This is a genomic window from Mesorhizobium sp. CA14 (assembly GCF_020165195.1).
In the GTDB taxonomy this organism is placed as follows: Bacteria; Pseudomonadota; Alphaproteobacteria; order Rhizobiales; family Rhizobiaceae; genus Mesorhizobium.
Genome location: NZ_JAIUHR010000027.1, coordinates 70,446 through 94,894 on the forward strand (window position 1 = coordinate 70,446; position 24,449 = coordinate 94,894).

Consider the following 24,449-nt stretch of genomic DNA (forward strand, 5'->3'; position numbering starts at 1 on the left):
CGCATAGTCGGGATGGGCATCACCGATGCTGACATTGCAGCGAAACATTGTCCTCGCGCTGCTGATCGCCGCCGCAGCGGCGGCGTGGGCGCTGCTTGTCCGGCAGCAGACGGGCATGGACGCGGGCATGCGCCTGGACATGTACTCGCCCACCATGGGCATGACGGCCGCGCTGTTTGTCGCCGTCTGGTTGATCATGATGATTGCCATGATGTTTCCCGCGGTCGCGCCCATGATCCTGACCTTTCACCAGGTCCAGAGCGGCAAACGGGGGCGCGGCCAGGCGTTTGTCTCGACCTGGGTGTTCGTGGCCGGCTACATGCTGGTTTGGGCGTCGACGGGCGTTCTCGCCTTTGCCGGCGCGGCGGGCGCGGAGATGCTTGCCGCGCATGTGGGATTGTCCGCAGCGACAGCCGCGCGCATCGGCGGCGCGTTGCTGATGGTGGCGGGCGCCTATCAACTCTCCCCGTTGAAAGATCTGTGCCTCGCCAAATGCCGCTCGCCGATCGGTTTCATCCTGACCTCATGGCGCGATGGGCGGTGGGGCGCGGTGCGCATGGGCCTGCAGCATGGGCTCTTTTGCCTGGGCTGTTGCTGGCTGTTGTTTCTCGCCCTCTTCCCGCTCGGGATCATGAACGTCGCTGCAATGGCTGTGGTCACGCTGCTGGTCTTTGCGGAGAAGACCCTCCCGCATGGAGAGCGAATAGCGAAGGTATCGGGCGTCGCCCTGCTTCTTTACGGCGCGACGGTGCTGGTCTTTCCGCAGGCGCTGCCAACCTTCCAGCCGGCGGACACGATAATAATGAGTTGATCGAAGGCGACCCTCGGACGAAAGGAACGCGTTGGCGCCTCACGCGCGAGGCCCCCTCTCTGTCGCCTGCGGCGACATCTCCCCCTCAAGGGAGGCGATCAGCCGCGTTGCCCCAGTCTCGCGCTTTCGATGGCGATGCCGAGCAGCGCCTGCCGTGCCAGCGCTTCCGACAGATCGGGTCGTTTGCGTGTCTGCAGCACCGCCGTCTGCAACCGGCCGAGCGCGCGGCCGAGCGCCTCGCTGTTCCAGCGCTCCAGCGTCTTTTCCACCAGCTTGCGACGCGAGAAGAAGACGGGCGGCCGGGCGCCGGCGACGACCGAGGCGGCGTTGCGGCCGCCGGTCTCCATCTGGGCGCGCATCAGCTGGATCGCCTGCAATTGCCGCATCGCCGAGGACAGCACCAGGAAGGGATGGCCGCCCGATTGGCAGTGGCGGTTGAAGGCGATGTCGAAGTCGCCCACCTTGCCGTCCAGCATAGCGTCAACCGCGGCGTCGAAGGAAGCGCCGGAGACATCGCCGGACAGCGCGTTGACGTCGTCGACGTCGATCTCCTTGTGGCCGTGCGCATAAAGCACCAGCTTCTCGATCTCGCCGCGCGAGGCGAGCCGATCGCCGCCGAGATTGCGCCGCAGCGCCTGGCGCGCGTCCAGCGTCATCGACATGCCGGCCTTGCGCAATTCGTCGTCGATCACCGTATCCAGGTCGCGGGCCTCGTCGGCGTAGCAGGGCAAGGCGATCGCGTTGCCCGCGGCCTCGACGATGGCCCTGAGGCCGGTCCCTTTCTTCAGGTCGCCGGCCTCGATCAGGATGATGGCGTCGCGTGCGGGCTCGGCGGTCAGCGCCTTGATGTCGTCGGCAAGCGCCTTCTGGCCGCTGGCGTTGCGGACCCAAAGCAGCCGCCGGTCGGAAAACATCGGCACGGTGCGCGCTTCGTCGAGCAGCCGACCCTCGTCGCGGTCGACTTCGGCGCCGTCCAGCCTGACGACGGAGAACGGGTCATCGAGCGGCAGGCCGGTTTTCGCGGCAAAGGTTTTCGCCCGCTCGGCGACAAGGCCGCGGTCGGGGCCGTAAAGCAGGACGATTGCCATGGTCGGATCCGGCCTCGCCAGCCACGAATCGACCTCGTATCCTTTCTTCTGTGCCATGCCGGGTGAGTTAGCACGGGGCGGGGTAAGGGAACCAGCGTCTTCCCCTTCTCCCCTTGTGGGAGAAGGTGGCCGCGAAGCGGCCGGATGAGGGGTGCTCCAGGGAAAGCCGACGCCTCACTCCGCTGGAACACCCCTCATCCGTCTCGGCGCTTGCGCGCCGATCCACCTTCTCCCACAAGGGGAGAAGGGGAAGGCCGCGTCCCACTTCCCAATCGCATTTTCTGGCGGCAATCGCCCCGCAAACTTCCGCCAAATTGCGCGCGGCCCTACAACATCGACAAGAAATTTCGTCGCCATATCTGCATCTTGGCGATTGCGTGCCGCATCGGTTCCGCGAGGCCGACGACCGGGAGGACGACCGCCTTCTCGCCCGATGAAATGACAGCGCGGATGTGCAAAGATCGCACCGGCGACATTGGAGGATGTGAGCTCATGGCCGACGCTGGATTGTTGCGCTTCCATGTGCCCGAGCCCGAGGTGCGGCCCGGCGGCACGCCCGACTTCTCGAATGTGACCATTCCCAAGGCGGGCTCGGTGCCGCGTCCGGAGATCGACGTCGATCCGCGCAGCATCCGCGACATGGCTTTCTCCATCATCCGCGTGCTGAACCGCGCCGGCGAGGCCGTCGGGCCGTGGGCCGGTCTGCTCAGCGACGAGGAGCTGCTCGAAGGCCTGCGCCATATGATGACGCTCAGGACCTTCGATGCGCGCATGCAGATGGCGCAGCGCCAGGGCAAGACCTCCTTCTACATGCAGCATCTGGGCGAAGAGGCGGTGAGCTGCGCTTTCCGCAAGGCGCTAAAGCCCGGCGACATGAATTTCCCGACCTACCGGCAGGCCGGCCTTCTGATCGCCGACGGCTATCCGATGGTCACGATGATGAACCAGATCTATTCCAACGAGGCCGATCCGCTGAAGGGCCGGCAGCTGCCGATCATGTATTCGTCGAAGGAGCACGGCTTCTTCTCGATCTCCGGCAATCTGGCGACGCAGTATATCCAGGCGGTCGGCTGGGCGATGGCCTCGGCGATCTCCAACGATTCGCGCATTGCCGCGGCCTGGATCGGCGACGGCTCGACGGCGGAGTCCGACTTCCATGCGGCGCTGGTGTTCGCTTCCACCTACAAGGCGCCTGTCGTGCTCAACGTCGTCAACAACCAGTGGGCGATCTCGACCTTCCAGGGCATCGCGCGCGGCGGCTCCGGCACGTTTGCCGCGCGCGGGCTCGGCTTCGGGATCCCGTCGCTGCGCGTCGACGGCAATGACTACCTCGCCGTCCATGCCGTGGCCAAATGGGCGGCCGAGCGGGCGCGCGCCAATCTCGGGCCGACGCTGGTCGAATACGTCACCTACCGCGCCGGGGCGCATTCGACCTCCGACGATCCGTCGGCCTACCGGCCGAAGGCCGAGTCCGACGCCTGGCCGCTCGGCGATCCGGTGATCCGGCTGAAGAACCATCTCATCCATAAAGGCGTCTGGTCGGAGGATCGCCACACCCAGGCGGAGGCCGAGATTCTCGAAACGGTGATTGCGGCGCAGAAGGAGGCCGAGGGTCACGGCACCCTGCATGCCGGCGGCAAGCCGTCGACGCGGGACATGTTCGAGGGCGTCTATGCCGAGATGCCGCCGCATCTGAGACGCCAGCGCCAGCAGGCGGGGGTCTGATCATGCCCAGGCGTACCATTATCGAGGCGATCCGTGACGCCATGGACGTATCGATGGGGCGCGACGAGCGCGTTATCGTCTATGGCGAGGATGTCGGCTTTTTCGGCGGCGTCTTCCGTGCCACGCAAGGCCTGCAGGCCAAATACGGCAAGAGCCGTTGTTTCGACGCGCCGATCAGTGAATCCGGCATCGTCGGTTCGGCCATCGGCATGGCCGCCTACGGGCTGCGGCCCTGCGTCGAGGTGCAGTTTGCCGACTATGTTTATCCGGCCTACGACCAGATCGTATCGGAGGCGGCGCGGTTGCGTTACCGTTCGAACGGCGACTTCACCTGCCCGATCGTGGTGCGCATGCCGACCGGCGGCGGCATTTTCGGCGGCCAGACGCATAGCCAGAGCCCGGAAGCGCTGTTCACCCATGTCTCCGGCCTGAAGGTGATCGTCCCCTCCAATCCGCATGACGCCAAGGGATTGCTGATCGCGGCGATCGAGGATCCGGATCCGGTGATCTTCCTCGAGCCGAAGCGGCTCTACAACGGGCCGTTCGACGGCCACCACGACAAGCCGGTGACGCCATGGTCGAAGCATGAGCTGGGCGAGGTCGCCGACGGTCATTACACGATCCCGCTCGGCAAGGCGGCGATCCGCAGGCAAGGCTCGGCGGTCACCGTGCTTGCTTACGGCACGATGGTCTATGTCGCGCAGGCCGCGGCCGAGGAGACCGGCATAGACGCCGAGGTGATCGACCTCAGGACGCTTCTGCCGCTCGACCTCGAGGCGATCGTCGCCTCGGTGAAGAAGACCGGCCGCTGCGTCGTCGTGCATGAGGCGACGCTGACCTCCGGCTTCGGCGCCGAGCTGGTCTCGCTGGTGCAGGAGAACTGCTTCTACCATCTGGAAGCGCCGGTGGCGCGGGTCGCCGGCTGGGACACGCCCTATCCGCATGCGCAGGAGTGGGATTATTTCCCCGGTCCGGCGCGGGTCGGGCGCGCCCTTGTCGAAACCATGGAGGCCTGAGATGGGGGAGCACGTCATCAAGCTGCCCGATGTCGGCGAAGGCGTCGCCGAAGCCGAGCTTGTCGAATGGCACGTCAAGGTCGGCGACCTTGTGCGCGAGGACACGGTTCTCGCCGCCGTCATGACCGACAAGGCAACCGTCGAGATCCCCTCGCCGGTCGACGGTGAGATCCTCTGGCTCGGGGCCGAGATCGGCGACACGGTGGCGATCGGCTCGCCGATCGTGCGGCTGAAGGTGGCCAGCGAAGGCAATGTGAAAAACACGTCGCCAGGTGAGAATGGTGCCGACGGCATCCCAGCTGGGGCGAGCCATGGCGATCGTCTTCCCCTCCAGCCTGCGCAAGACGCAGCGCCGTCATCCCCGGGCTCGTCCCGAGGATCCGCTGGTTCCCCGGAACTGGCGGCGTCGCATCCACGCAGGTCGGCAGATCCTCGGGACAAGCCCGAGGATGACGGCGTTAAAAAGGATCGCGCCATGCCCAGCCTTTCGGGCGCGCCGCGCGCGGAAGGCGAGAAGCCGCTTGCCTCGCCGGCCGTCCGCCTGCGCGCCAAGGAAGCCGGCATCGATCTGCGCCAGGTTGCGGGCAGCGGTCCGGCCGGGCGCATCAGCCATGAGGACATCGATGCGTTCCTCGCGCGCGGCCCGCAAGTCGCCCGCGCCACCGGGCTTGCCCGGAAGGACGGCATCGAGGACATCAAGATCGTGGGGCTGCGGCGCAAGATCGCCGAAAAGATGTCGCTGGCGAAATCGCGCATCCCGCACATCACCTATGTCGAGGAGATCGACGTCACCGCGTTGGAAGAATTGCGCGCCACCCTCAACAAGGAGAAGCGCGGCGCCAAGGGGACGGAAAGGCCCAAGCTGACGCTGCTGCCTTTCCTGATGCGGGCGATGGTCAGGGCAATTGGCGAGCAGCCGAACCTCAACGCCTTGTTCGACGACGATGCCGGCATCATCCACCAGCATGAAGGCATCCATATCGGCATCGCCGCGCAGACGCCGAACGGGCTGGTGGTGCCGGTGGTGAAACATGCCGAGGCGCGCGACCTGTGGGATTGCGCGGCGGAGGTCAACCGGCTGGCCGATGCGGCCAAGGCCGGCACGGCGAGCCGCGAGGAGCTTTCCGGCTCGACCATCACCATCACCTCGCTCGGCGCCATGGGCGGCGTGGCGACGACGCCGGTCATCAACTACCCGGAAGTGGCGATCATCGGCGTCAACAAGATGATGGTGCGGCCGGTGTGGGACGGCACGCAATTCATCCCGCGCAAGATGATGAACCTGTCGTCCAGCTTCGACCACCGCGTCATCGACGGCTGGGATGCCGCGGTGTTCGTGCAGCGCATCAAGGCGCTGCTGGAGACGCCGGCGCTGATCTTTGTGGATTGAAAATGACAATGGTCGCAAAGACCCCCTCACCCGGATTGCCAGCCGAATTGCGAAGAGCAATTCGGGGCAATCCGACCTCTCCCCGATGGGAGAGGAGGTCGCCGGCGCCTCCACTGTCCTCTTCTCCCCTTGGGGAGAAGGTGGCCGCGAAGCGGCCGGATGAGGGGGTCTCCTCCAACCAAAATGGCGTGGCCTCATGAAAGAAATCTCCTGCAAGCTGCTTGTCATCGGCGCCGGGCCGGGCGGCTATGTCTGCGCCATCCGCGCCGGCCAGCTCGGCGTCGACACGGTCATCGTCGAGTTCGGCAAGCCGGGCGGCACCTGCCTCAATGTCGGCTGCATCCCGTCCAAGGCGCTCATCCATGCCGCGGAAGAGTTCGGGAAGATCGCGCATATGGCCGGCGGCAAGGATCCGCTGGGCATCAAGGTCGGTGCGCCGACGCTCGACCTGACCAAGACCATCGCATGGAAAGACGGCATCGTTAGCCGGCTCAACAGCGGCGTGGCCGGACTTTTGAAAAAGGCCAAGGTGAAAACCGTGCAAGGCTGGGCGACGTTTCGGGACGGCAAGACCGTCGAGGTCGAGACCGAGACCGGCACGCAGGTCATCCACGCGGAGACCGTGGTGATCGCCACCGGCTCGGTGCCGGTCGAATTGCCGTTCCTGCCTTTCGGCGGCCCGGTCATTTCGTCGACCGAGGCGCTGGCGCTGAGCGAAGTGCCGGAAAAGCTCGCGGTCGTCGGCGGCGGCTATATCGGGCTGGAGCTCGGCATGGCCTTCGCCAAGATGGGCGCCAAGGTCACCGTGGTCGAAGCCCTGCCGCGCGTGCTCACGCAATATGATGCGGAACTCACCCGACCGGTGCTTAAGCGGCTCGGCGAGCTCGGCGTCGAGGTGATGCTGGGCGTCAAGGCCAAGGGATTATCAACCAAGGGCGATGCGCTGCTGGTCGAAACCGCCGAGGGCAAGAACGCCAAGGTCGCCGCCGACAGGATCCTGGTCACGGTTGGCCGCAAGCCGCTGACCGAAGGCTGGGGACTGGAGCAGATCGACCTCGACATGGCAGGAAAATTCATCCGCATCGACGACCAGTGCCGCACCTCGATGCGCGGCATTTTTGCCATCGGCGACGTCACCGGCGAGCCGATGCTGGCGCATCGGGCGATGGCGCAGGGCGAGATGGTGGCCGAGATCGTCGCCGGCCACAAAAGAAGCTGGGACAAGCGCGCCATTCCCGCGATCTGCTTCACCGATCCGGAGCTGGTCGCCACCGGTCTCACGCCGGAAGAGGCGAAAGCGCTCGCCGGCGAGATAAAGATCGGCCAGTTCCCCTTCGCCGCCAACGGCCGCGCGATGACGAAGCAGGGCGAGGACGGTTTCGTGCGCGTCGTTGCTCGCGCCGACAATCATCTGGTGCTGGGCATCCAGGCGGTCGGGCAGGGCGTGTCGGAACTGTCGGCGGCGTTTGGCCTGGCGCTGGAGATGGGCGCTCGCCTGGAGGACATCGCCGGCACCATCCATGCGCATCCGACGCAGGGCGAAGGTTTCCAGGAAGCGGCGCTGAAGGCGCTGGGGCACGCGCTGCATGTTTAGGGCTGTATAATCTCCCCCCTTGAGGGGGAGATGGCCGGCAGGCCAGAGGGGGTCGGTGCGACTGGATGCGACCTCCCTTGCGACAGATGGAGGTTAGCGCTCCACGCGCGGGGACCCCCTCTGTCGCCTTCGGCGACATCTCCCCCTCAAGGGGGGAGATTACACAGCTCAGCTCGCGAGCCGGCTTACCATCTCGTGCTGGGCATAGGCGCGGCCGAAGCGGTTGGCGAGGAAGGTGTCGAGCGCGATATCCTCCTGGCGCACGAAACCCTTCGCCGGCAGCGAGCCGTCGGCCAGCATGTCGAGCACGGCGCAGATGCCGGAGGCGGTGGTGATCTGGATGGCGCTGCGCACGAGGTTGCCGACGCGCTGCGAATAGATCTTGTTGGCGTAGGTCTCCTGCAGCAGGCGGCCGTTCCTGCGGCCCGAGACGGTGACGAAGACGATGACCACGTCCTGCAAGGTCGCCGGCAGCGCGCTCTCGAAGATGTCCTTCAGCACGTCGCGGCGGTGGCGGAGCCCAAGGTCGTTGAGCAGTGCCTTCATGATCGCGGCGTGGCCGGGATAGCGGATGGTGCGGTAGTTCAGCGTGCGCACCTTGCCCTTCAGCGTCTCGGCCAAAGTGCCGAGACCGCCGGACGTGTTGAAGGCCTCATAGGTGACGCCGTCGAGCGAGAATTCCTCGCGCTCCTCCAGCGGCGGCACCTCGATCAGCTCGCCCTCGACGATCGCCTCGCAGGGTTCGCAATATTCGTTGATGACGCCATCGGTACTCCAGGTGAGGTTGTAGTTCAGCGCGTTGGAGGGATATTGCGGCAGCGCGCCGACGCGCATGCGCACGCTTTCCAGGGTGTCGAAGCGGCTGGCGAGGTCGTTGGCGACGATCGAGATAAAGCCCGGCGCCAGGCCGCATTGCGGGATGAAGGCGCTCTTGGCGTCACGCGCCAGCTCCTTGACGCGACGGGTCGAGACGACGTCCTCGGTGAGGTCGAGATAGTGCACGCCGGTGGCGGCGGCCGCCTCGGCGATGCGCGTGGTGAGGTGGAAGGGTGCTGCGCTCAGCACGGCGAACTTGCCGGCAAGCACGTTTTCGAGCTCACCCGAGGCGACGACGTCGAGCTCCTGCGTCGCAACGCCGGCCGGCAGTTCGGCGGCGGCAAGCTGAGCCGCCGAGCGGTCGACCAGCGTGACGTCGTAGTCGCCCGTGGCGCTCAGCATTTCCGCGATGGTCGAGCCGATCTTGCCGGCGCCGACGACAACGATGTTCTTCATGATCAATATCCCCTGCCAATCCTGATTGCGATGTGGCGGGAATCTTCGCAGCTTGCCTGTCGAAAGGAAGCGTGAAATCTGGCAATATGACGCCCAACTTTGAGCGATATGCCGAGAGGTTACGTCGAAATGATCAGTGAAGCCGAACAGGCCCTGCTTACCTTGTTGCGCGCCAATGCTCGCGCCTCGACCGCCGAGCTCGCGCGCCAGCTCGGCGTGTCGCGCACCACGGTGCAGAGCCGCATCGAGCGACTGGAGCAGCGCGGGATCATCACGGGCTATGGGGTCAGGCTGTCGCCCGATTATGAGCAAGGGCTGGTCAAGGCGCATGTCCTGCTCACCGTCACGCCGAAGCTCGCCGACAAGGTGGTGCGCAGCCTCGCGGCGATGCCGCCGGTGCGCACGGTGCATTCGGTGAGCGGCAATTTCGACATGATCGTCATCGTCGACGCGCCATCGATCCGCGACCTCGACGCGCTGCTTGATCGGATCGGGGCGATGGATGGGGTCGAGCGGACGTCGTCGTCGATTATTTTGTCGACGCGGGTGGATCGGTAGCGCCGCCCGAGATGTCGGCGGGGCGGCGAAGCTGCTGATCTCCCCCTTTGCGGGGGAGATGGCCGGCAGGCCAGAGGGGGGTGTGACGGAACGCTACCTTGGCCAGGTCGTCACGCCGGCTTGACTTGTAAGCCGGTTGGAGAAGCTGGCGGGACAGCACCCCCTCTGCCTTGCCAGGCATCTCCCCCGCAAGGGGGGAGATTGGCCGTCACGGCGGGTTTCGCTAATCTCCAGCGTCGGCGCTACGCCCTCCGTCTCTCCGGCCCCTCGTCCAGCCATGCCACATCCTCCGGCGTCAGCTTGACATCCAGCGCCCTAAGACTGTCCTCCAGCTCGTCCAGCGTGCGCGGGCCGATCAGCGGGACCGAGGGGAAGGGCTGCGCCAGCACGTAGGCGAGCGCGACGTGGATCGGGCTCTTGCCGAGTTTTCGCGCCAGTTCGATGGCGCGGTCGCGGCGGCCGAAATTCTTTTCCGAATACCAGACCCGCACCAGCTCTTCATTGTCGGTCCGGTCGCGGCCGGCGCGCTCGGTGAAGAAGCCGCGGCCCTGGCTCGACCAGGCGAAGTTGGGCATCTGCCTCGCCGTCAGCCAGGCCTTCCAGTCATCCGTGGAAGAGGTGACGCAACCGGGCCAGATCGGCTCCAGCATCTCGGCCAGCGAGAAATTGTTGGAGAGCGCGCCGGGCTTCTGCTTGCCGTTCTTTTCGGCATAGGTGATCGCTTCGTCCATGCGCTCCATCGTCCAGTTGGAGCCGCCGAACAGGCCGCGGATGCGGCCGGCTTTCGCCTCGCGATCCATCGCGTCGACGAATTCGCCGACCGGCACGTCCGGATTGTCGCGATGCATGAAATAGATATCGACATGGTCGGTCTGCAGCCGGTCGAGCGACTGCGCCAGCTGCTTCGCAATCACGTCGGGGTAACAGAGCGGCGAATGCGCGCCCTTGGCGATGATCACCGACTGCTCGCGCACGCCGCGATTCCTGAGCCATTGGCCAAGCAGCGTCTCGGTGTAGCCGGCGCCATAGACATAACCGGTGTCGAACAGATTGCCGCCGGCCTCGAAATAGGCGTCCAGCAGGATGGAGCCCGAGGAGAAGGTGCGGAAATCCTCGAAGCCGAGCGCCAGAAGCGACACTGCGCGCGGCAGGCCTGGGATGGCGCGCTTGCCGATGGCGGTGCCAAGGGTGCGCAGCGGCCGGCCCGAAATCGTGTTGACGCGCTTAGCCGGCTTTTCGATGTCATATTCCAGCCCGACCGCGGCGCGCCATTTGTCGAGAACACGCAGCGTGCCGAGGCTGTCGGCCCAGGCCATGCCCGGCCAGGCGAACTCCTGCCGTCCGGCAAGGATCGCCTCGCCGGCGGCATCGACCTCGAAGGAATAGAGATGGCGGGTCTCGCCGAGGCTGATCACTTCGCGAGCCGCCCCGGACCGGATCACCTCGATCCGGCCCGGTCCGACGTCGCGGTTGCCACCGGCGAACCAGAAATCGGGCACCTCGATCTGACCCTTGGTGCCGAAGATGCGCAGCACATTGTCCTGGTTGAGCGAAATGCTGCAGGAGATCTCGGCGACGATGCCGTCGGCGAAGGTGAGCAGCGCGGAGGCCCACTCGTCGACGCCGGACTGGCCGAGATGGGCAGCGCCCACCACCTTGACGGGCTCGAGGAAGGGCTGCCCCGCGGCCGCACCCGCGATCAGGCGCGCCATCGACACCGGATAGCCGCCGACATCGAGGATGCCGCCGCCGGCCATGTCGTTGGCATAGAGCCGGTGCTCGGGCATGAAACCCGGCATGGCGAAGCCGAAGCTCGACTTGATCATGCGCACCTCGCCGATGGCGCCCGATTTGATCAGCTCGACCAGCTTCAACGTCTGCGGGTGCAGCCGGTACATAAAGGCCTCGCCGAGAAACGTGCCGGCCTTGCGCGCCGCATGCATCATGGCGTCGGCCTCGAAGGCGGTCAGTGCCAGCGGCTTTTCGCACAAGACATGCTTGCCGGCCTCGGCGGCCTTGATCGCCCATTCGGCATGGCCGGGATGCGGGATCGAAATGTAGACCGCGTCGACGTTTTCGTCGGCGAGCAGCGCCTCATAGCCGTCGAGGATGCGTGCGCCCGGAAAGGTCTGGGCCAAGCCCGGCTTGGCGGGATTGCGGGCGCCGAGCGCGACCAGCTCGCCGTTGCGCGACCCCGCCACGCCGCCCGCAAAGGATTTGGCGATGCTGCCGGGCCCGAGGATGCCCCAGCGGATTTTTCCAGATGCGGATGTCATATCAAATACTCCATGGATCGCCGTCACGCCTTGGGGTCGGGCGGATAAGAAACTCAGCGGATTCTGGCGCCCGCCTTGTCGAAGAGCAGCGAACGCTCGGCCTTGATCGAGACCGTGAAATGGTCGCCGCTGGCGCGCTGGCGCGAGGCCTCGCGCTCGACGATCAGCTCCTCCGGTCCGGCATTGGCATAGACATAGCTCACGGAGCCCAGATGCTCGGCGACGTCGGCCTTGACCGGGATGTCGCAATCGCCCTCGCCGGCCTCGAAGAAATGCTCCGGCCTGACGCCGAGCACCACCTCGGCGCCAAGGGCGGGAAAAGTCTCGCAAAGCGGCTTGCGCAATCTGGTGCCGCCGTGATGGGCGAGCTCGATGATCGCGGCGCTGTTCGTCGTCTCGACGACCTTGGCGCTGAGGAAATTCATCTTCGGCGAGCCGATGAAGCCGGCTACGAAACGGTTGGCCGGGTCGTCATAGAGGTCGAGCGGCGCGCCGATCTGCTCGACATTGCCGGCTTTGAGCACAACGATGCGGTCGGCCAGCGTCATCGCCTCGGTCTGGTCATGCGTCACATAGATCATGGTGACGCCGAGTTCCTTGTGCAGGCGCGAGATCTCGACCCGCATCTGGACTCTCAGCTCGGCGTCGAGATTCGACAGCGGCTCGTCGAAGAGGAAGACCTGCGGCTCGCGCACGATGGCGCGGCCGATGGCAACGCGCTGGCGCTGGCCGCCGGACAATTGCTTCGGCCGGCGCTGCATCAATTCGTCGATGCGCAGGATTTCCGCCGCTCGCTTCACCCGGCGATCGGTGTCGGCCTTCGGATTGCCGTTCATCCTCAGCCCGAAGCTGAGGTTCTGCTCGACCGTCATATGCGGATAGAGCGCGTAGGACTGGAACACCATGGCGATGCCGCGGTCGGCCGGCTCGACATCGTTCATCACCTTGCCGGCAATGGCGATGTCGCCGCCGCTGATGTCCTCCAGCCCGGCGATCATCCTCAAAAGCGTGGACTTGCCGCAGCCGGAGGGCCCGACGAAGACGATGAACTCGCCGTCGGCGATGTCGATGTTGGCGCCATGGACGACTTCGAAAGTGCCGAAGCGTTTGACGACATTGGTGAGGGTGACAGCCGCCATGTCAGAGCGGGATGTGGCTAGGTTGGATCATTCTGTGTCCCAGTCGGCGAGGCATCTCGCGTTCTCCTATTTGACCGCGCCGGCGGCGATGCCGGCGATGAAATGGCGCTGCAACAGCACGAAGACGATGAGCATCGGCACCGTCAGCATGACGGCGCCGGCCATGATGCCGCCCCACGAAACCTTGGTCAGGCCGATCAGCGTGCCGAGCGCCACCGGCGCGGTCATCGCGCCCGGCTGGCTGTTGATCAGCAGCGGCCAGAGATAATTGTTCCACGAGGCGAGGAAGAGGATGATCGCAAGCGCCGCCAGCATCGGGCGGGCCAGCGGCAGCGCCACGAACAGGAAGATGCGCCATTCCTTGACGCCTTCGACGCGGGCGGCGTCGAACAGCTCGGCCGGCATCATCGAGAAGGCCTGGCGCATGAAGAGCACGCCCAGCGAATTGAACAGCGGCGGCACGATCAGCGCGATCCAGGTGTTGGCCAAGGCGAAGTCGCGCGCCACCATGATGAATTGCGGGATCAGCACCACCGCATAGGGAAGCGTGATGGTGCCGAAGATGATGGCGACAACCGCGCCCTTGCCGTGGAACTCGTAGCGTGCCAGCGCCCAGCCGGCCATCGAGGTGAGCAGAACCGAAAGGACCGTGTAGGTCACCGCCACCGAAACCGAGATGCCGATGGCGCCGATGAAATTGGTGTCGCGCTGCAGGTTGGCGACATTGTCGAGGAAATTGTCGTGCGGCAAAAGCTCGATGCCGGGGCTGAAAATGCCGTTGTCGGGCATGGTGGAGAACACCACCATCATCCACAGCGGGAACAGCCAGACCAGCGCCAGCGGCGTCAGGAAAAGATGCAGCGCAATGACGCGCCCGAGCCTTGCTCGCGAGCGCGAGGTCATTTCGGCTCCCTCATCAACCAGAGCTGCACCAGGGTGATGGCGATCGCCAAACCCGCCATGGTGTAGGCGACGGCCGAGGCGTAGCCGAAATTGAGCGAGCGGAAACCCTGGCGGTAGAGCAGCAGCCCGAGCGTCTCGGTGCCGCCGCCCGGCCCGCCGCGCTCGGTGATCAGGAATGGCTCGGTGAAGAGCTGCATGGTGCCGATGATCGACAGCACGGCGCAAAAGACGATGACCGGCTTCAGCAGCGGCAAGGTGATGTGGAAGAACTGTTTCACCCGGCTGACGCGATCGAGCGTCGCCGCCTCATAGACGTCCTCGGGTATCGATTGCAGGCCGGCCAGGATGATGATGGCGTTGTAGCCGGCCCAGCGCCAGGTCACCGCGATCATGATCAGCGCCATGGCCGGCGTGACGTTGGAAAACCAGTCGATCTTGGCCAGGCCGACGCTCTCCAGGAGCTTGTTGACGATGCCGAAATCGAGGCTGAACATCAGCCGGAAGACGGCGGAATAGGCGACCTCGCCGACCACGACCGGAGCGAAGAAGGCGAAGCGGTAGAGACCGCGCGCCTTGAGCAGCGGCGAGTTCAAAAGCACCGCCATGACGATCGCCAGCGCAATCATTACGGGCACCTGGATGACCAGGATCAGCAGCGTGTTCTTCAGCGCGTTGTAGAAGGCCGGGTCACCGATAAGGCGACCCCAGTTGAAGGCCGGCGCGAAGCGCCACGGCACGGTGCGCGTCGCCTGGAAGGAGATGATGAAGGAAGAGATGATCGGCCAGATCCAGAAGATGGCGAAGATCAGAAGGTAAGGCGTGAGGAAGCGGTACGCGGTGGCGTTCTGGGTGCGCATTCTTCCTCCTTTCGTCTGTCTTTCCTTCTCCCCCTGTGGGAGACGGTGGCCGCGAAGCGGCCGGATGAGGGTGTTCCAGGGAACGCTAACGTCTCACTCCGCTGGAACACCCCTCATCGGTCTTGGCGCTGCGCGCCAATCCACTTTCTCCCACAAGAGGAGAAGGGGGAGCGGCGCCTATTTAACCGGCAAACCTGTCGCCGCGGCGATCTGCTTGGCGGCATCGTCGAGCGCGGCCTTGGCGTCGGGATAGCCGTTGGCCAGATATTTGGTCTGCACGGCGCGGACGATGATCTCGGCGTCGCTCTGGAATTGCGTGCCGCGGCTCGGCACCACCTTGGGCAGCGTGGCCAGAATATCTTTCCACACGGCCTGGCCGCCCCAATAGGTCTGCGGCTGCGAGACGTAAGGATCCTCGAGCGCCGAGATCAGCGACGGCACCAGGCCGAAATCCTTCAGCATGGTGATCTGGCCCTCATTGGTTTCCAGCGTGTATTTCAGATAGGCGTAGGCCGCTTCCTTGTTCTTCGAGGCCGAGGTGATGGCCAGGGACGAGCCGCCGAGATTGGCGGCGCGCGGGCCGTCGGCGGTCAGGCTCGGCATCAGATAGACGCCCCATTTGCCGCTTTCCTTCGGCGATTCGGTGCGGATCGTGCCTTCATACCAGCCGCCATAGACCTGGCTGGCGACGGTGCCGGCGGTGTTGTTGGTGATCTTGGTCGACCAGTCGGCCGACGACACGACGCCGGCGTCCTTCATTTCCTTGACCTTGGTCATGGCGTCGACGCATTTCGGCTCGGCCACGGTGATCGACTGGCCATCCTCGGCGAAATAGGCACAGCCCTGCTCGTTGGAAATCATGCGGAAGAATTCGGTGTCGCCGTTGAAATCGGCATTGGTCATCGACACGCCCGGATTGGCGTCCTGGATCTTCTTGCCGGCGGCGATGAAATCGTCCCAGGTCTTGATCGAGGCCGGGTCGACGCCTGCCTTCTCGTAGAAGTCGCGGCGGTAGAAGACGGCGACCGGGCCGGAATCCCAGGGCATCGCATAGGCCTTGTCGCCGACTTCGAGCTCGGTGCGCTTGAAATCGGGGAATTTCTTCTGGTCTTCCGCCGTGTAACCCAGCGTATGCAGGTCGACGAAGCAGTCCGGGAACTGGCTCCAGTAATTCTCCGCCTCGCCGTTCTCGATCGAGACGATATCGGGCAGGCCGACGCCGCCGGCGGCGCAGCCGGCGATCGATTTGTCATAGGTGGGCTGGTTGCCGAGGTCCTGAACCGTGACCTTGATGTCGGGGTATTTCTTGTTGAAGCCCTCGACCGTCGCCTTCAGGGACGAGGCAGCGATGTTCCAGCTCCAGATGGTGATCTCGCCGGACTGCGCCAGGGCCGGGCCGGAACCCAGGGCAAGCATAAGCGCGGCGCAGGTCAGTGTAGTGCGCATTGAAATCCTCCCATTTCATTTGCTCTCTCACTGTGAGCGTGGCTAGACTATGCGGCGCGGAAGGCTTGTCGCCGTCAGAGGGAATAAGAAGTTGGCGGAAAGTAAGATGCCGGAGCGTCCGTTCTACCAGCCTGGCGCGAGCAGCGTCGAAGGACTGCCGCTCATGCTGCAGATGTTTTACAACCACCCGTTGGTGATGCTGAAGGCGCACTGGCACGCCCAGGTGGAGGTGAATTTCATCGTGCAGGGCCGCGTGCATTACCGCATGGCCGAGCACGAGATTTCGCTCTCGGCGGGCGAGATGTGCCTGTTCTGGGGCGGCCTGCCGCATCAGATGGACGACCTTTCCGACGACGCCGTCTATGCCGGCGCGCATCTGCCGCTGGTGCATTTCTTCCGCCTGCATCTGCCGGCCGACATACGCCATCGGCTGATGACCGGCGCGACGCTGGTGACCAATGCGACCGACCAGTCCGACAACGACAATTTCAAGCGCTGGAACGAATATGCGCGCTCGGGCGATCCGGCCAGGGCCGAGCACGCCGTCAACGAGCTGCTGCTTCGGCTCGAGCGGGTGCGCTTCGAGCCTTACCGGCTGGTGCCGGAAAGGGTGGCTGGGCAAGGCGCCGGCAATGCCTTCGACCAGCAGTCCTCGCGCAATGTCGGGCGCATGTGCGATTTCATCGCCGAGAATTTCCTCTACGACATCGACTGCGTGACCATCGCCGCGGCTGCCGACATCCATCCCAAATACGCCATGAGCCTGTTCAAGAAATCGACCGGCATGACGCTCAACGAATATGTCAACCTGCTGCGGTTGAGCTACGCCCAGGCGCTCCTGATGCATGAGGACGCCAATGTGCTGAGGGTCGCCATGGATTCGGGCTTCGGCTCGCTCAGCGCCTTCAACAAGTCGTTCCGCAAGCTCGCCGGCATGTCGCCTTCCGATTTCCGCCGGGCGGGCGGGGCGCGGTAACGGATCGCGTTAGCGGGATCATCAGGCGGATGCGACGGACGGAAAGCTGACGGTGACGCCGAGACCCGGATTGCGGTCCTCGAGCATTATCGCGGCGCCATGCAGGTCGGCCACCGCCTTGACAAGGCTGAGGCCTAGGCCGCTGCCGGGCGTCGTGCGGCTGGCATCGAGCCGATAGAGCCGGCGGAACACTTTTTCGCGCTCCTCGGCGGGAATGCCCGGGCCATTGTCGCGGACGTGGATGAGGACATGGCCGCTTCCGCCGGTCACCGAGAGCTCGATCGCGGTGCCCGGCGGGCAATGCCTGAGCGCGTTCTCGACCAGATTGGCCAGCATCTGCATCAGCAGGTCGCGGTCGCCGTGCACATACCATTTCGTATCCGGAACGATCGTGGACAGGGACTTGCCATCGTCCTCGGCGACATCGGCATAGACATCGCCGATGGTCTCGACGACCGGCCCGACATCGAGGTCGACGAAGCGCGCCTTGCGGGCGCCGGCCTCAATCTGGGCGATGCGCAGCAAGGCATCGAACGTGCTGTTGATCTGCTGGCTTTCGGCACGCGCGTCGGCCAGCTCGGTCGAAACATCCTCGCCCGACACCGTCTTGTCGGCGGCCGATTCCAGGATCATCTGCAGCCGGTTGAGCGGCGTCTTGAGATCATGGGCGATGTTGGCGCTCACTTCGCGCATGCCGTCGACCAGGGCCGACAGGCGATCGAGCGCGGAATTCACCTGGGCCGAGACGGCGTCGATGTCGTCGCCATTGCCGGTCAGCGGGATGCGAGCATCGAGACGCCCATGCGAGACGTCGACCATGGTGCTGGCGATGCCGTCGAGGCGGCGCTGGACGCGCGAGGCAAGCACAGCGCCGCCGCCGATCGCCAGAACGGTGATGAAGAGCGTGGCCCAGCCGAAGCTCATCAATATGATGGTTTCGAGATCCTGGGTTTCCGCTAGCGAGAAGGCGACCGTCAGCTTGTTGTCGCCGACCGTGCCCGAATAGGCGCGATACTCGGTATCGGGCGGCACACCCGGCAGGTCGGCGGCGAACATGGAAAAGCCGTCCGGCAATCCGGTGGCGGTGAAATCCCCGGCGAGGCGGTCGCCGTCCTTGTCGGTCAGGGAAAAGATTTCGTCCTTGTCCTGGCTGAACTGGGCATGGTCCCTGACGGTGGCGACGAGATCCTCCTTGTCGCTCTCGGCATAGGTCGCGGCGATGAGCGAATAGGTCTCCTTGATCGACTGATCGAGCTGCCTGGCGAGCGAGGCGCTCATCAGTTGATAGACGATCGCGCCGGACAGGATGAAAGCCAGCAGGAACAGGAAGGCGAAGGTCAGCGCCAGCCTGAACGGCGTGCTGCGCAGCAGGCTGGAGCGCGTCCCGTTCATGTGACCGCGAAGTGGATTGGCCGCCCCGCAATTGCGGATGCGATGTCAGGCCGGAACATGCAGGCTGTAGCCGGTGTTGCGCACGGTGTGGATCAGCGGCACGTCGAAGGGCCTGTCGACCTTGGCCCTGAGCCGGCTGATATGCGTCTCGACGACGCTGGTCTTGGGGTCGAAGTGAAAATCCCAGACGCGTTCCAGGAGCATGGTGCGGGTGATGACGCGGCCCTCGCCGCGCATCAGCACTTCGAGCAGGCTGAACTCGCGCGGCTGCAGGTCGATCGGCTGGCCCTGCCTGGTTACGCGGCGCTGGATCAGATCCATTTCGAGATCGGCGACGCGTAAGTTGGTCTTCTGCTCCTGCGCCGCCGGCCGGCGGCCGAGCGCATGGATGCGGGCAAGCAGCTCGGAAAAGGCGAAGGGCTTGACCAGATAGTCGTCGCCACCCGCTTCGAGGCCCTCGACGCGGTCGTCGACGCCGCCGATCGAGGTCAGGAAAATAGCCGGCGTGCGGATGCCGGCGGCGCGCACCGCCTTGATCATCGACAGGCCGTCGAGGCCGGGCACCATGCGGTCGGCGACGATCACGTCATAGGCGTTGCGGGTCGCGGCGAAGAGCCCGTCATGGCCGTCGCGCAGCAAATCGCAGACATGGCCGGCCTCGGCCAGCCCCCTGACGATATAGTCGGCGGTTCTCGGATCGTCTTCAACAAGCAGAAGTCGCATCGCCCGGTACTGTCCTTGCCACCTTGTTTTTACGAACTTTCAGACCGAACACCGCTACACATTCTTGCGAGAGGGCGCTTACGCTGACCTGAATCTCAACACACCCTAGACCGACCTGGTATCCGTCGCGACCGGACGACGGCGAAGAACCAGGCTGCCGGCCGTGAGAGCGACAATTTCATGGTCGTCCCGCGCTCGCGCCCAGGGTGAGGAGAAGCTCGTCCAGTTGCCCGAAGGTCTCGTCCATCGCATCGGCCGCCCCGGTGCCGGCAGCGTCGAGAGCTTCTTTCGAGGGATAGAGCTCGTGCATGACCAGCAGCGTCTTGCCGCCCTTTTCCTCGAAGGTCACCGTGGTGACGGGTCCACCGTCGCCGCCTTCGTCATTGGTCCAGGCGAGGCGCGAGTACGGCACCACTTCGATATACCTGCCGAAGAACTCGGCGGGGTTCGAGGCATCATGGCCGAACGCCAAACGGTACCCGCCCCCGACGCGAACATCCATCTCGCAGGAACGCAGGATCATGCCCATCGAGTTCGGCGCCCACCACCGCCGGAACAGTTCGGGCTTGGTCCACGCCTCGAACACGATGCGCGCCGGGGCGTCGAACGTTCGCGTAACGACCAGCTCACGGTCGGACCTCCGTTCCACCGTCGTGCGAGCGGGCTCACTCCGTTCTTCCATCGACTTCCTCCTTCCGTTTCAGTTCCTCGACAACCTCGTCCAGCGCTTCGAAGCGTGTGTCCCAAAGCCGGCGGTAGCTCTCGATCCAGGCCGCCTCTTCCTCCAGTCCACGCAGGCCGAGCTTGCAGGTCCGCACCCGCCCGGCTTTCCGGGTGGTGACGAGCCCTGCCTGTTCCAAGATGCCGATGTGCTTCTTCATGCCCGTGAGGGTCATGTGGAATTTCTCGGCAAGGTCCGTGATCGAGGCTTCCGCGCGTCCGAGCTGCTCCAGAATGCCGCGCCGTGTGGCGTCCGAGAGCGCGGCGAACGAGACATCGAGGCGGGGCTTCGAATACTGAACCATTTGGTTCAGTATCTAGCTCATGAATGAGCGGCGCGCAAGGGGATGGCGGGCGTAGGGCGCTGCCGGCCGTCTCCGCCCAAACCAAGGCCGTCTCGCTGCTGTGACTTACGGTGAATCTCGACATGCCCTAGTCGAGGAGCGCCTGCTCGTCTTCGTCGATCAGTTTTCTCAGCGTCATGTGGAGAACGATGGCGACGATGCAGCCGAGAAAGGTCAGGCTGGTGAAGGTGGTGCCGAAGCCCATGCCGCCATATTCCACCGGCTGCGAGAGCAGGTCGCCGAAGGAGGCGCCGAACGGCCGGGTTAGTATATAGGCAAGCCAGAAGGCCAGGACGGCGTTCAGGCCGAGGAAGAACCAGGCAAGCGTGATCACCGCGATCAGGCCGCCAAAGATGAGGCCGGTGGCGAGATAGCCCAGGTCGAAGCGCTCGGCCACGAGATCGCCGGCCGCCGTTCCGAGCGAGAAGGTGAAGAGGATCGCCAGCCAGTAGAAGATCTCGCGCCTGGTGGTGAAGATGGTGTGGATCGACAGCGTCTTTTCGCTGGCGTACCAGACCGCGAAAGTCAGTGCGAGGGCGACCGAGAAGACGATCGTCGTCGTCTCCAGCCGGACGCCGAAATTGTCGACCAGGTTGTCGGTGACCAACGTGCCGACCACGCTGATCAGGACAACCGCCAGCCAATAGGCCCAGGGCACGTAGCGCTTCTGCGCGAATTGCAGGGCGAGGGCGACGACCAGAATGCCGGCCATGATGAGCGACGTGACGGTAAGGCCGAGGCCGAGATTGACGGCGAGATAATCGGCGGCGGTCTCGCCCATGGTGACTGCCATGATCTTGATCAGCCAGAAATCGATGGTGACGTCCGGGACACGGTTCAATTCGGAGTCGTGTTCGATGATTGTCGCGGTCATGGCAATGTCCGTCTCCATTCGCGCCCGAAAAATTGCGTTCGGCAGCGATCGTCAGACTAGGCAGGCGAATTCACCGCAGCCTGTCCGCGCCCTTACAAATTCGTAAGATCCGCCAAAAACATCCGCCGGGCCTCGCCATCACGCGGCAGAGAAGCTAGAGAAGCCTCGGTGCCCTTGCCGGCACCGGAGCGGTGAGAAGGAATGGCCTACACATCTCCCAAATCGGCGCCGAAAGCGTTCGACCAGCATAAGCGACTGATCGTCGTGCAGGTGGCCGCCGTGCTTGCCGTAATCCTGCTCCTGTTCAGCAAGCCGGCGCTGGCCGAAGGATCGAACGGACACGAAGCCTTGGAGACGATCGGGTTTGTGATGGTGCTGATCTGCTTCCTCGGCCGGCTGTGGAGCATCCTCTTCGTCGGCGGCAGGAAGAATGACGAGCTGGTCGTGTCCGGCCCGTTCTCTATGACCCGGAACCCGCTCTATTTCTTCTCGACCGTCGGCACAGCCGGCATCGGGCTGATGTTCGGTTCGGTGCTGGCGGCTGTCATGCTCGGCCTGGCGAGCTTCCTCGTCTTCCGCTTCACCGCGCGCAAGGAGGCCGAGTATCTCGCCGGCAAATTCGGTGCGGCTTACGCGGCCTATGCCGAACGCACACCGTCCTTCTGGCCGAATCCGCTGCTTTACCGCGACGAGGCGCAGTGGCTGTTCTCGACGGGCGCGCTGCGGAACACGTTCCGCGACGGGCTCTATTTCCTGGCTTTGTTTCCGGTGATCGAGGCGGTCGAGTATTTGCGCCTCAGCGGGGACCTGCCAACGCTTTTCACGGTCTATTAAGGTGCGCTGATCTTCAGGTGAGGCCGGCCTGCAAATGATGGCCCCCTGCGCTTCCGGTGCTCGCGTACTCTAAGTACGCTCCCGCTCCGGTTCTCGGAAGCCATCATTTTCGACTCGGCCTGACCTGAATCTCAACACACCTTTAGCGGTCTGGTTTCATCAACGCGCCCTGCCGCGCGCGGCGCGGCGGGTGCTCTCCAGGAGAATTGCTAGGCAGCCGGCGAGAAGCAGGAAACCGCCAACGAGCGGCGGCAGCGCCAGCAATTTAACCGCCGCAGCGATCAGCGCGATCAGGATCAGCGCCAGCAGCGCAAGGCTGCCGTCGTCGACGAACATGCCGACGAGTTCCTTGAAGACGAGGCGGATCACGGTCATCGGACTACACCTTCGGCAGGCGCCGGGTGAGCGCCGCGCAACCAGCGCACGATGGCGAAGGATGCAACGGCAATGACGGCGAAGATGGCGAGCAGAGCGAGATCGGCGCCCGGCCATTCGGCGCCGAGGCCTTCGCCGGTCCAGAACACGCCGAAGCTGGTCAGCATCAGACCGACGACGAATTTCAGTGAGTTCTCGGGTACACGTGCCAACGGCCGGTGCACGGCAAGGCCGATCAGCATCACCAGCACAAAGGCCGCCAGCGCGCCGAGGCCGGCATAGAGCGTCTGGCCATGCGCGGCGCCGACGGCAATGACGATGAACACCACTTCGACGCCCTCGAGCAGCACCGCCTTGAACGACGCGACGGCCGCCAGATAGTCGGCGCGGCGGTCCGCGGCCTGCCGCTGCAAGGCGGCCGTCTCCTTGGAAAAGGCCTGCTCCTCGTCATGCAGCGCTATGACGCCGACGCTGCGCAGGATTGCCTTTCTCAGCCAGCGCATGCCGAACAGGATCAAAAGCAGGCCGACCACGAATTGCAGGACGGTGATGGGGACGAGCGCCAGCAGCGGCCCGAAAACAAGCACCAGCGCCGCCAGCAGCGCGAGCGCCAGCGCCGCACCGGTCAGCGCCGGACGCCAGCTGCGCGTCACGCCGACGGCGAGCACGATGGTGAAGGCTTCGACCACTTCAACGAAGGAGGCCAGGAACGAGGCCGTCACGGTGGAAAATATGGGTGTCAGACCATGCATGCAGGCTTCGTCCAATGCTCGGGAATCATCCGGTCGGCGGGAACGATACAGCGCTCCGGCGCCGGCGAGAACGCCGCAGATGATCCGATCTGGTCCCGCGTGAGGCGAGGCGGCGGCAGCGGACTATTGGAGAACTCATTGATGGTCTGTATCCGTTCGGTGTCCGTTGTATCGCGGCACTGCCCTGGCTATCTGCTGGAGCAAAAGAAGTTTTAAGCGGTCGATGGGCCGCTCCAGCAGGAACGGAGCCATGAAGAAGATCGGATTTCTGTCGTTCGGGCATTGGTCGCCCTCGCCGCAATCGGGCACGCGCTCGGGCGCCGACGCGCTGCTGCAATCGATCGACCTCGCGGTCGCGGCCGAGGAGCTCGGCGCCGACGGCGCCTATTACCGCGTCCACCATTTTGCCCGGCAGCTCGCCTCGCCGTTTCCGTTGCTTGCCGCCGCGGGCGCCAAGACCAAGCGCATCGAGCTCGGCACCGCCGTCATCGACATGCGCTACGAGAACCCGCTCTATATGGCCGAGGATGCGGGTGCTGCCGACCTCATCGCCGGCGGGCGTTTGCAGCTCGGCATCAGCCGCGGCTCGCCCGAGCAGGTGATCGATGGCTGGCGCTATTTCGGCTACGTGCCGGAAGAGGGCAAGAGCGACGCCGACATGGCGCGCCGGCATTCGGAGATTTTCCTCGACCTGCTGCGCGGCGAAGGCTTTGCCCAGCCCAATCCGCGGCCGATGTTCCCGAACCCGCCCGGCCTGCTCAGGCTCGAACCCTTCTCGGCGGGCCTGCGCGAGCGCATCTGGTGGGGCGCGGCCACCGACGCCACTGCGGTTTGGGCGGCCAAGCTCGGCATGAATCTGCAAAGCTCGACGCTGAAATTCGATGAGACCGGCGAGCCGCTGCATGTCCAGCAAGCCAAGCAGATAAGAGCCTACCGCGCCGCCTGGAAGGAAGCAGGCCATGCCAGGGAGCCGCGCGTCTCGGTCAGCCGCAGCATTTTTGCCTTGGTCAACGACATGGACCGCGCCTATTTCGGCGGCAGCGAGGGCGAGGACCACTTTGGCTATATCGAGCCGGAGAAGCGCGCCGTCTTCGGCCGCACCTATGCCGCCGAACCGGACAAGCTGGTGGAGCAGCTCAAGGCGGACGAGGCGATCGCCGAGGCCGACACGCTGCTGCTCACCGTGCCCAACCAGTTGGGCGTCGACTATAATGCCCATGTCATCGAGTCGATCCTGAAGCACGTCGCGCCGGCTCTGGGCTGGCGGTGAGGTGGCGAAACGGCAAAACGCGTAATCTCCCCCGCAAGGGCATATGCGCTAAGATAGCTTTGGCATGGCTTGAAACTTGCGCTTTCGAGGTGGCTCGCGCCAACGATGTCGCAA

At 64.7% G+C, this 24,449-nt stretch carries 23 protein-coding genes; 9 read left to right on the forward strand and 14 right to left on the reverse strand.

Features of this window, described 5'->3' with window-relative positions; translation table 11 throughout:
• Positions 1-25 precede the first annotated feature (25 nt).
• Positions 26-811, forward strand: coding sequence for a DUF2182 domain-containing protein (locus tag LB565_RS23705; RefSeq protein WP_224588344.1), 786 nt, complete (start codon positions 26-28; stop codon positions 809-811).
• A 98-nt stretch (positions 812-909) separates the two neighbouring features.
• Here LB565_RS23705 and holA read toward each other — a convergent pair whose 3' ends face one another.
• Entirely contained in the window at positions 910-1,956 is a 1,047-nt protein-coding gene (gene holA, locus LB565_RS23710) for a DNA polymerase III subunit delta (RefSeq protein ID WP_224588345.1), read from the reverse strand.
• A 435-nt stretch (positions 1,957-2,391) separates the two neighbouring features.
• Here holA and LB565_RS23715 point away from each other — a divergent pair, with 435 nt between their 5' ends.
• From LB565_RS23715 to lpdA, 4 genes are all read left to right on the forward strand, one after another.
• Positions 2,392-3,624 (forward strand): 3-methyl-2-oxobutanoate dehydrogenase (2-methylpropanoyl-transferring) subunit alpha, encoded by a 1,233-nt coding sequence (locus LB565_RS23715; protein ID WP_224588346.1) that lies wholly within the window; start codon positions 2,392-2,394, stop codon positions 3,622-3,624.
• A gap of 2 nt (positions 3,625-3,626) precedes the next feature.
• A complete protein-coding gene (locus LB565_RS23720; RefSeq protein WP_224588347.1) occupies positions 3,627-4,640 on the forward strand; it encodes an alpha-ketoacid dehydrogenase subunit beta in 1,014 nt (337 codons plus the stop codon).
• Between the two features lies 1 nt (position 4,641).
• Positions 4,642-6,030 carry a dihydrolipoamide acetyltransferase family protein gene (locus LB565_RS23725; RefSeq protein WP_224588348.1) on the forward strand — a complete coding sequence of 463 codons (1,389 nt, stop codon included), beginning with the start codon at positions 4,642-4,644 and terminating at the stop codon, positions 6,028-6,030.
• Between the two features lie 196 nt (positions 6,031-6,226).
• Positions 6,227-7,624 carry a dihydrolipoyl dehydrogenase gene (gene lpdA / locus LB565_RS23730; RefSeq protein WP_224588349.1) on the forward strand — a complete coding sequence of 466 codons (1,398 nt, stop codon included), beginning with the start codon at positions 6,227-6,229 and terminating at the stop codon, positions 7,622-7,624.
• A gap of 168 nt (positions 7,625-7,792) precedes the next feature.
• Here the strand turns inward: lpdA and LB565_RS23735 are convergent, their stop codons facing one another.
• A complete protein-coding gene (locus tag LB565_RS23735) occupies positions 7,793-8,896 on the reverse strand; it encodes a saccharopine dehydrogenase family protein (protein WP_224588350.1) in 1,104 nt (367 codons plus the stop codon).
• Positions 8,897-9,025: 129 nt separating this feature from the next.
• Here LB565_RS23735 and LB565_RS23740 point away from each other — a divergent pair, with 129 nt between their 5' ends.
• Positions 9,026-9,454, forward strand: coding sequence for an Lrp/AsnC family transcriptional regulator (locus LB565_RS23740; protein ID WP_095769876.1), 429 nt, complete (start codon positions 9,026-9,028; stop codon positions 9,452-9,454).
• A gap of 242 nt (positions 9,455-9,696) precedes the next feature.
• On the opposite strand, the gene LB565_RS23745 is transcribed toward LB565_RS23740, so the two are convergent.
• The 5 genes from LB565_RS23745 to LB565_RS23765 form a co-directional block, all read right to left on the reverse strand.
• Positions 9,697-11,730 (reverse strand): aldo/keto reductase, encoded by a 2,034-nt coding sequence (locus tag LB565_RS23745; RefSeq protein ID WP_224588351.1) that lies wholly within the window; start codon positions 11,728-11,730, stop codon positions 9,697-9,699.
• A 53-nt stretch (positions 11,731-11,783) separates the two neighbouring features.
• Positions 11,784-12,869, reverse strand: coding sequence for an ABC transporter ATP-binding protein (locus LB565_RS23750; protein ID WP_224588352.1), 1,086 nt, complete (start codon positions 12,867-12,869; stop codon positions 11,784-11,786).
• Between the two features lie 66 nt (positions 12,870-12,935).
• Positions 12,936-13,772, reverse strand: a complete 837-nt coding sequence (locus tag LB565_RS23755; RefSeq protein WP_224588353.1) for a carbohydrate ABC transporter permease — start codon at positions 13,770-13,772, stop codon at positions 12,936-12,938.
• Positions 13,769-14,629 carry a carbohydrate ABC transporter permease gene (locus LB565_RS23760; protein WP_224588354.1) on the reverse strand — a complete coding sequence of 287 codons (861 nt, stop codon included), beginning with the start codon at positions 14,627-14,629 and terminating at the stop codon, positions 13,769-13,771. The genes LB565_RS23755 and LB565_RS23760 overlap by 4 nt, the downstream gene beginning before the upstream one ends.
• A 177-nt stretch (positions 14,630-14,806) precedes the next feature.
• Positions 14,807-16,075, reverse strand: coding sequence for an ABC transporter substrate-binding protein (locus LB565_RS23765; protein WP_224588355.1), 1,269 nt, complete (start codon positions 16,073-16,075; stop codon positions 14,807-14,809).
• A 106-nt stretch (positions 16,076-16,181) separates the two neighbouring features.
• Between LB565_RS23765 and LB565_RS23770 the strand changes: the two genes are divergently transcribed.
• A complete protein-coding gene (locus LB565_RS23770) occupies positions 16,182-17,051 on the forward strand; it encodes a helix-turn-helix domain-containing protein (RefSeq protein WP_224588356.1) in 870 nt (289 codons plus the stop codon).
• A gap of 21 nt (positions 17,052-17,072) precedes the next feature.
• Here the strand turns inward: LB565_RS23770 and LB565_RS23775 are convergent, their stop codons facing one another.
• From LB565_RS23775 to LB565_RS23795, 5 genes are all read right to left on the reverse strand, one after another.
• Positions 17,073-18,443, reverse strand: coding sequence for a sensor histidine kinase (locus LB565_RS23775; protein WP_224588357.1), 1,371 nt, complete (start codon positions 18,441-18,443; stop codon positions 17,073-17,075).
• Between the two features lie 45 nt (positions 18,444-18,488).
• Complete coding sequence (locus LB565_RS23780) at positions 18,489-19,166, reverse strand: winged helix-turn-helix domain-containing protein (protein ID WP_224588358.1); 678 nt, start codon at positions 19,164-19,166, stop codon at positions 18,489-18,491.
• 178 nt (positions 19,167-19,344) lie between these two features.
• Positions 19,345-19,848, reverse strand: coding sequence for an SRPBCC domain-containing protein (locus LB565_RS23785; protein ID WP_224588359.1), 504 nt, complete (start codon positions 19,846-19,848; stop codon positions 19,345-19,347).
• Positions 19,832-20,191, reverse strand: coding sequence for an ArsR/SmtB family transcription factor (locus LB565_RS23790; RefSeq protein WP_224588360.1), 360 nt, complete (start codon positions 20,189-20,191; stop codon positions 19,832-19,834). Before LB565_RS23790 ends, LB565_RS23785 begins: the two co-directional genes overlap by 17 nt.
• 127 nt (positions 20,192-20,318) lie before the next feature.
• Positions 20,319-21,104, reverse strand: a complete 786-nt coding sequence (locus LB565_RS23795; RefSeq protein WP_224588361.1) for a hypothetical protein — start codon at positions 21,102-21,104, stop codon at positions 20,319-20,321.
• 201 nt (positions 21,105-21,305) lie between these two features.
• Here LB565_RS23795 and LB565_RS23800 point away from each other — a divergent pair, with 201 nt between their 5' ends.
• A complete protein-coding gene (locus LB565_RS23800) occupies positions 21,306-21,938 on the forward strand; it encodes a methyltransferase family protein (protein WP_224588362.1) in 633 nt (210 codons plus the stop codon).
• Positions 21,939-22,097: 159 nt separating this feature from the next.
• On the opposite strand, the gene LB565_RS23805 is transcribed toward LB565_RS23800, so the two are convergent.
• Together LB565_RS23805 and LB565_RS23810 are read right to left on the reverse strand one after the other, a co-directional pair.
• Positions 22,098-22,313: a hypothetical protein gene (locus LB565_RS23805; RefSeq protein WP_224588363.1), complete on the reverse strand. Its 216-nt coding sequence runs from the start codon at positions 22,311-22,313 to the stop codon at positions 22,098-22,100.
• Entirely contained in the window at positions 22,310-23,065 is a 756-nt protein-coding gene (locus tag LB565_RS23810; RefSeq protein ID WP_224588364.1) for a COG4280 domain-containing protein, read from the reverse strand. Before LB565_RS23810 ends, LB565_RS23805 begins: the two co-directional genes overlap by 4 nt.
• A 250-nt stretch (positions 23,066-23,315) precedes the next feature.
• Here LB565_RS23810 and LB565_RS23815 point away from each other — a divergent pair, with 250 nt between their 5' ends.
• On the forward strand, positions 23,316-24,335 hold the full coding sequence (locus LB565_RS23815; protein ID WP_224588365.1) for an LLM class flavin-dependent oxidoreductase: 1,020 nt from the start codon (positions 23,316-23,318) through the stop codon (positions 24,333-24,335).
• Positions 24,336-24,449 lie beyond the last annotated feature (114 nt).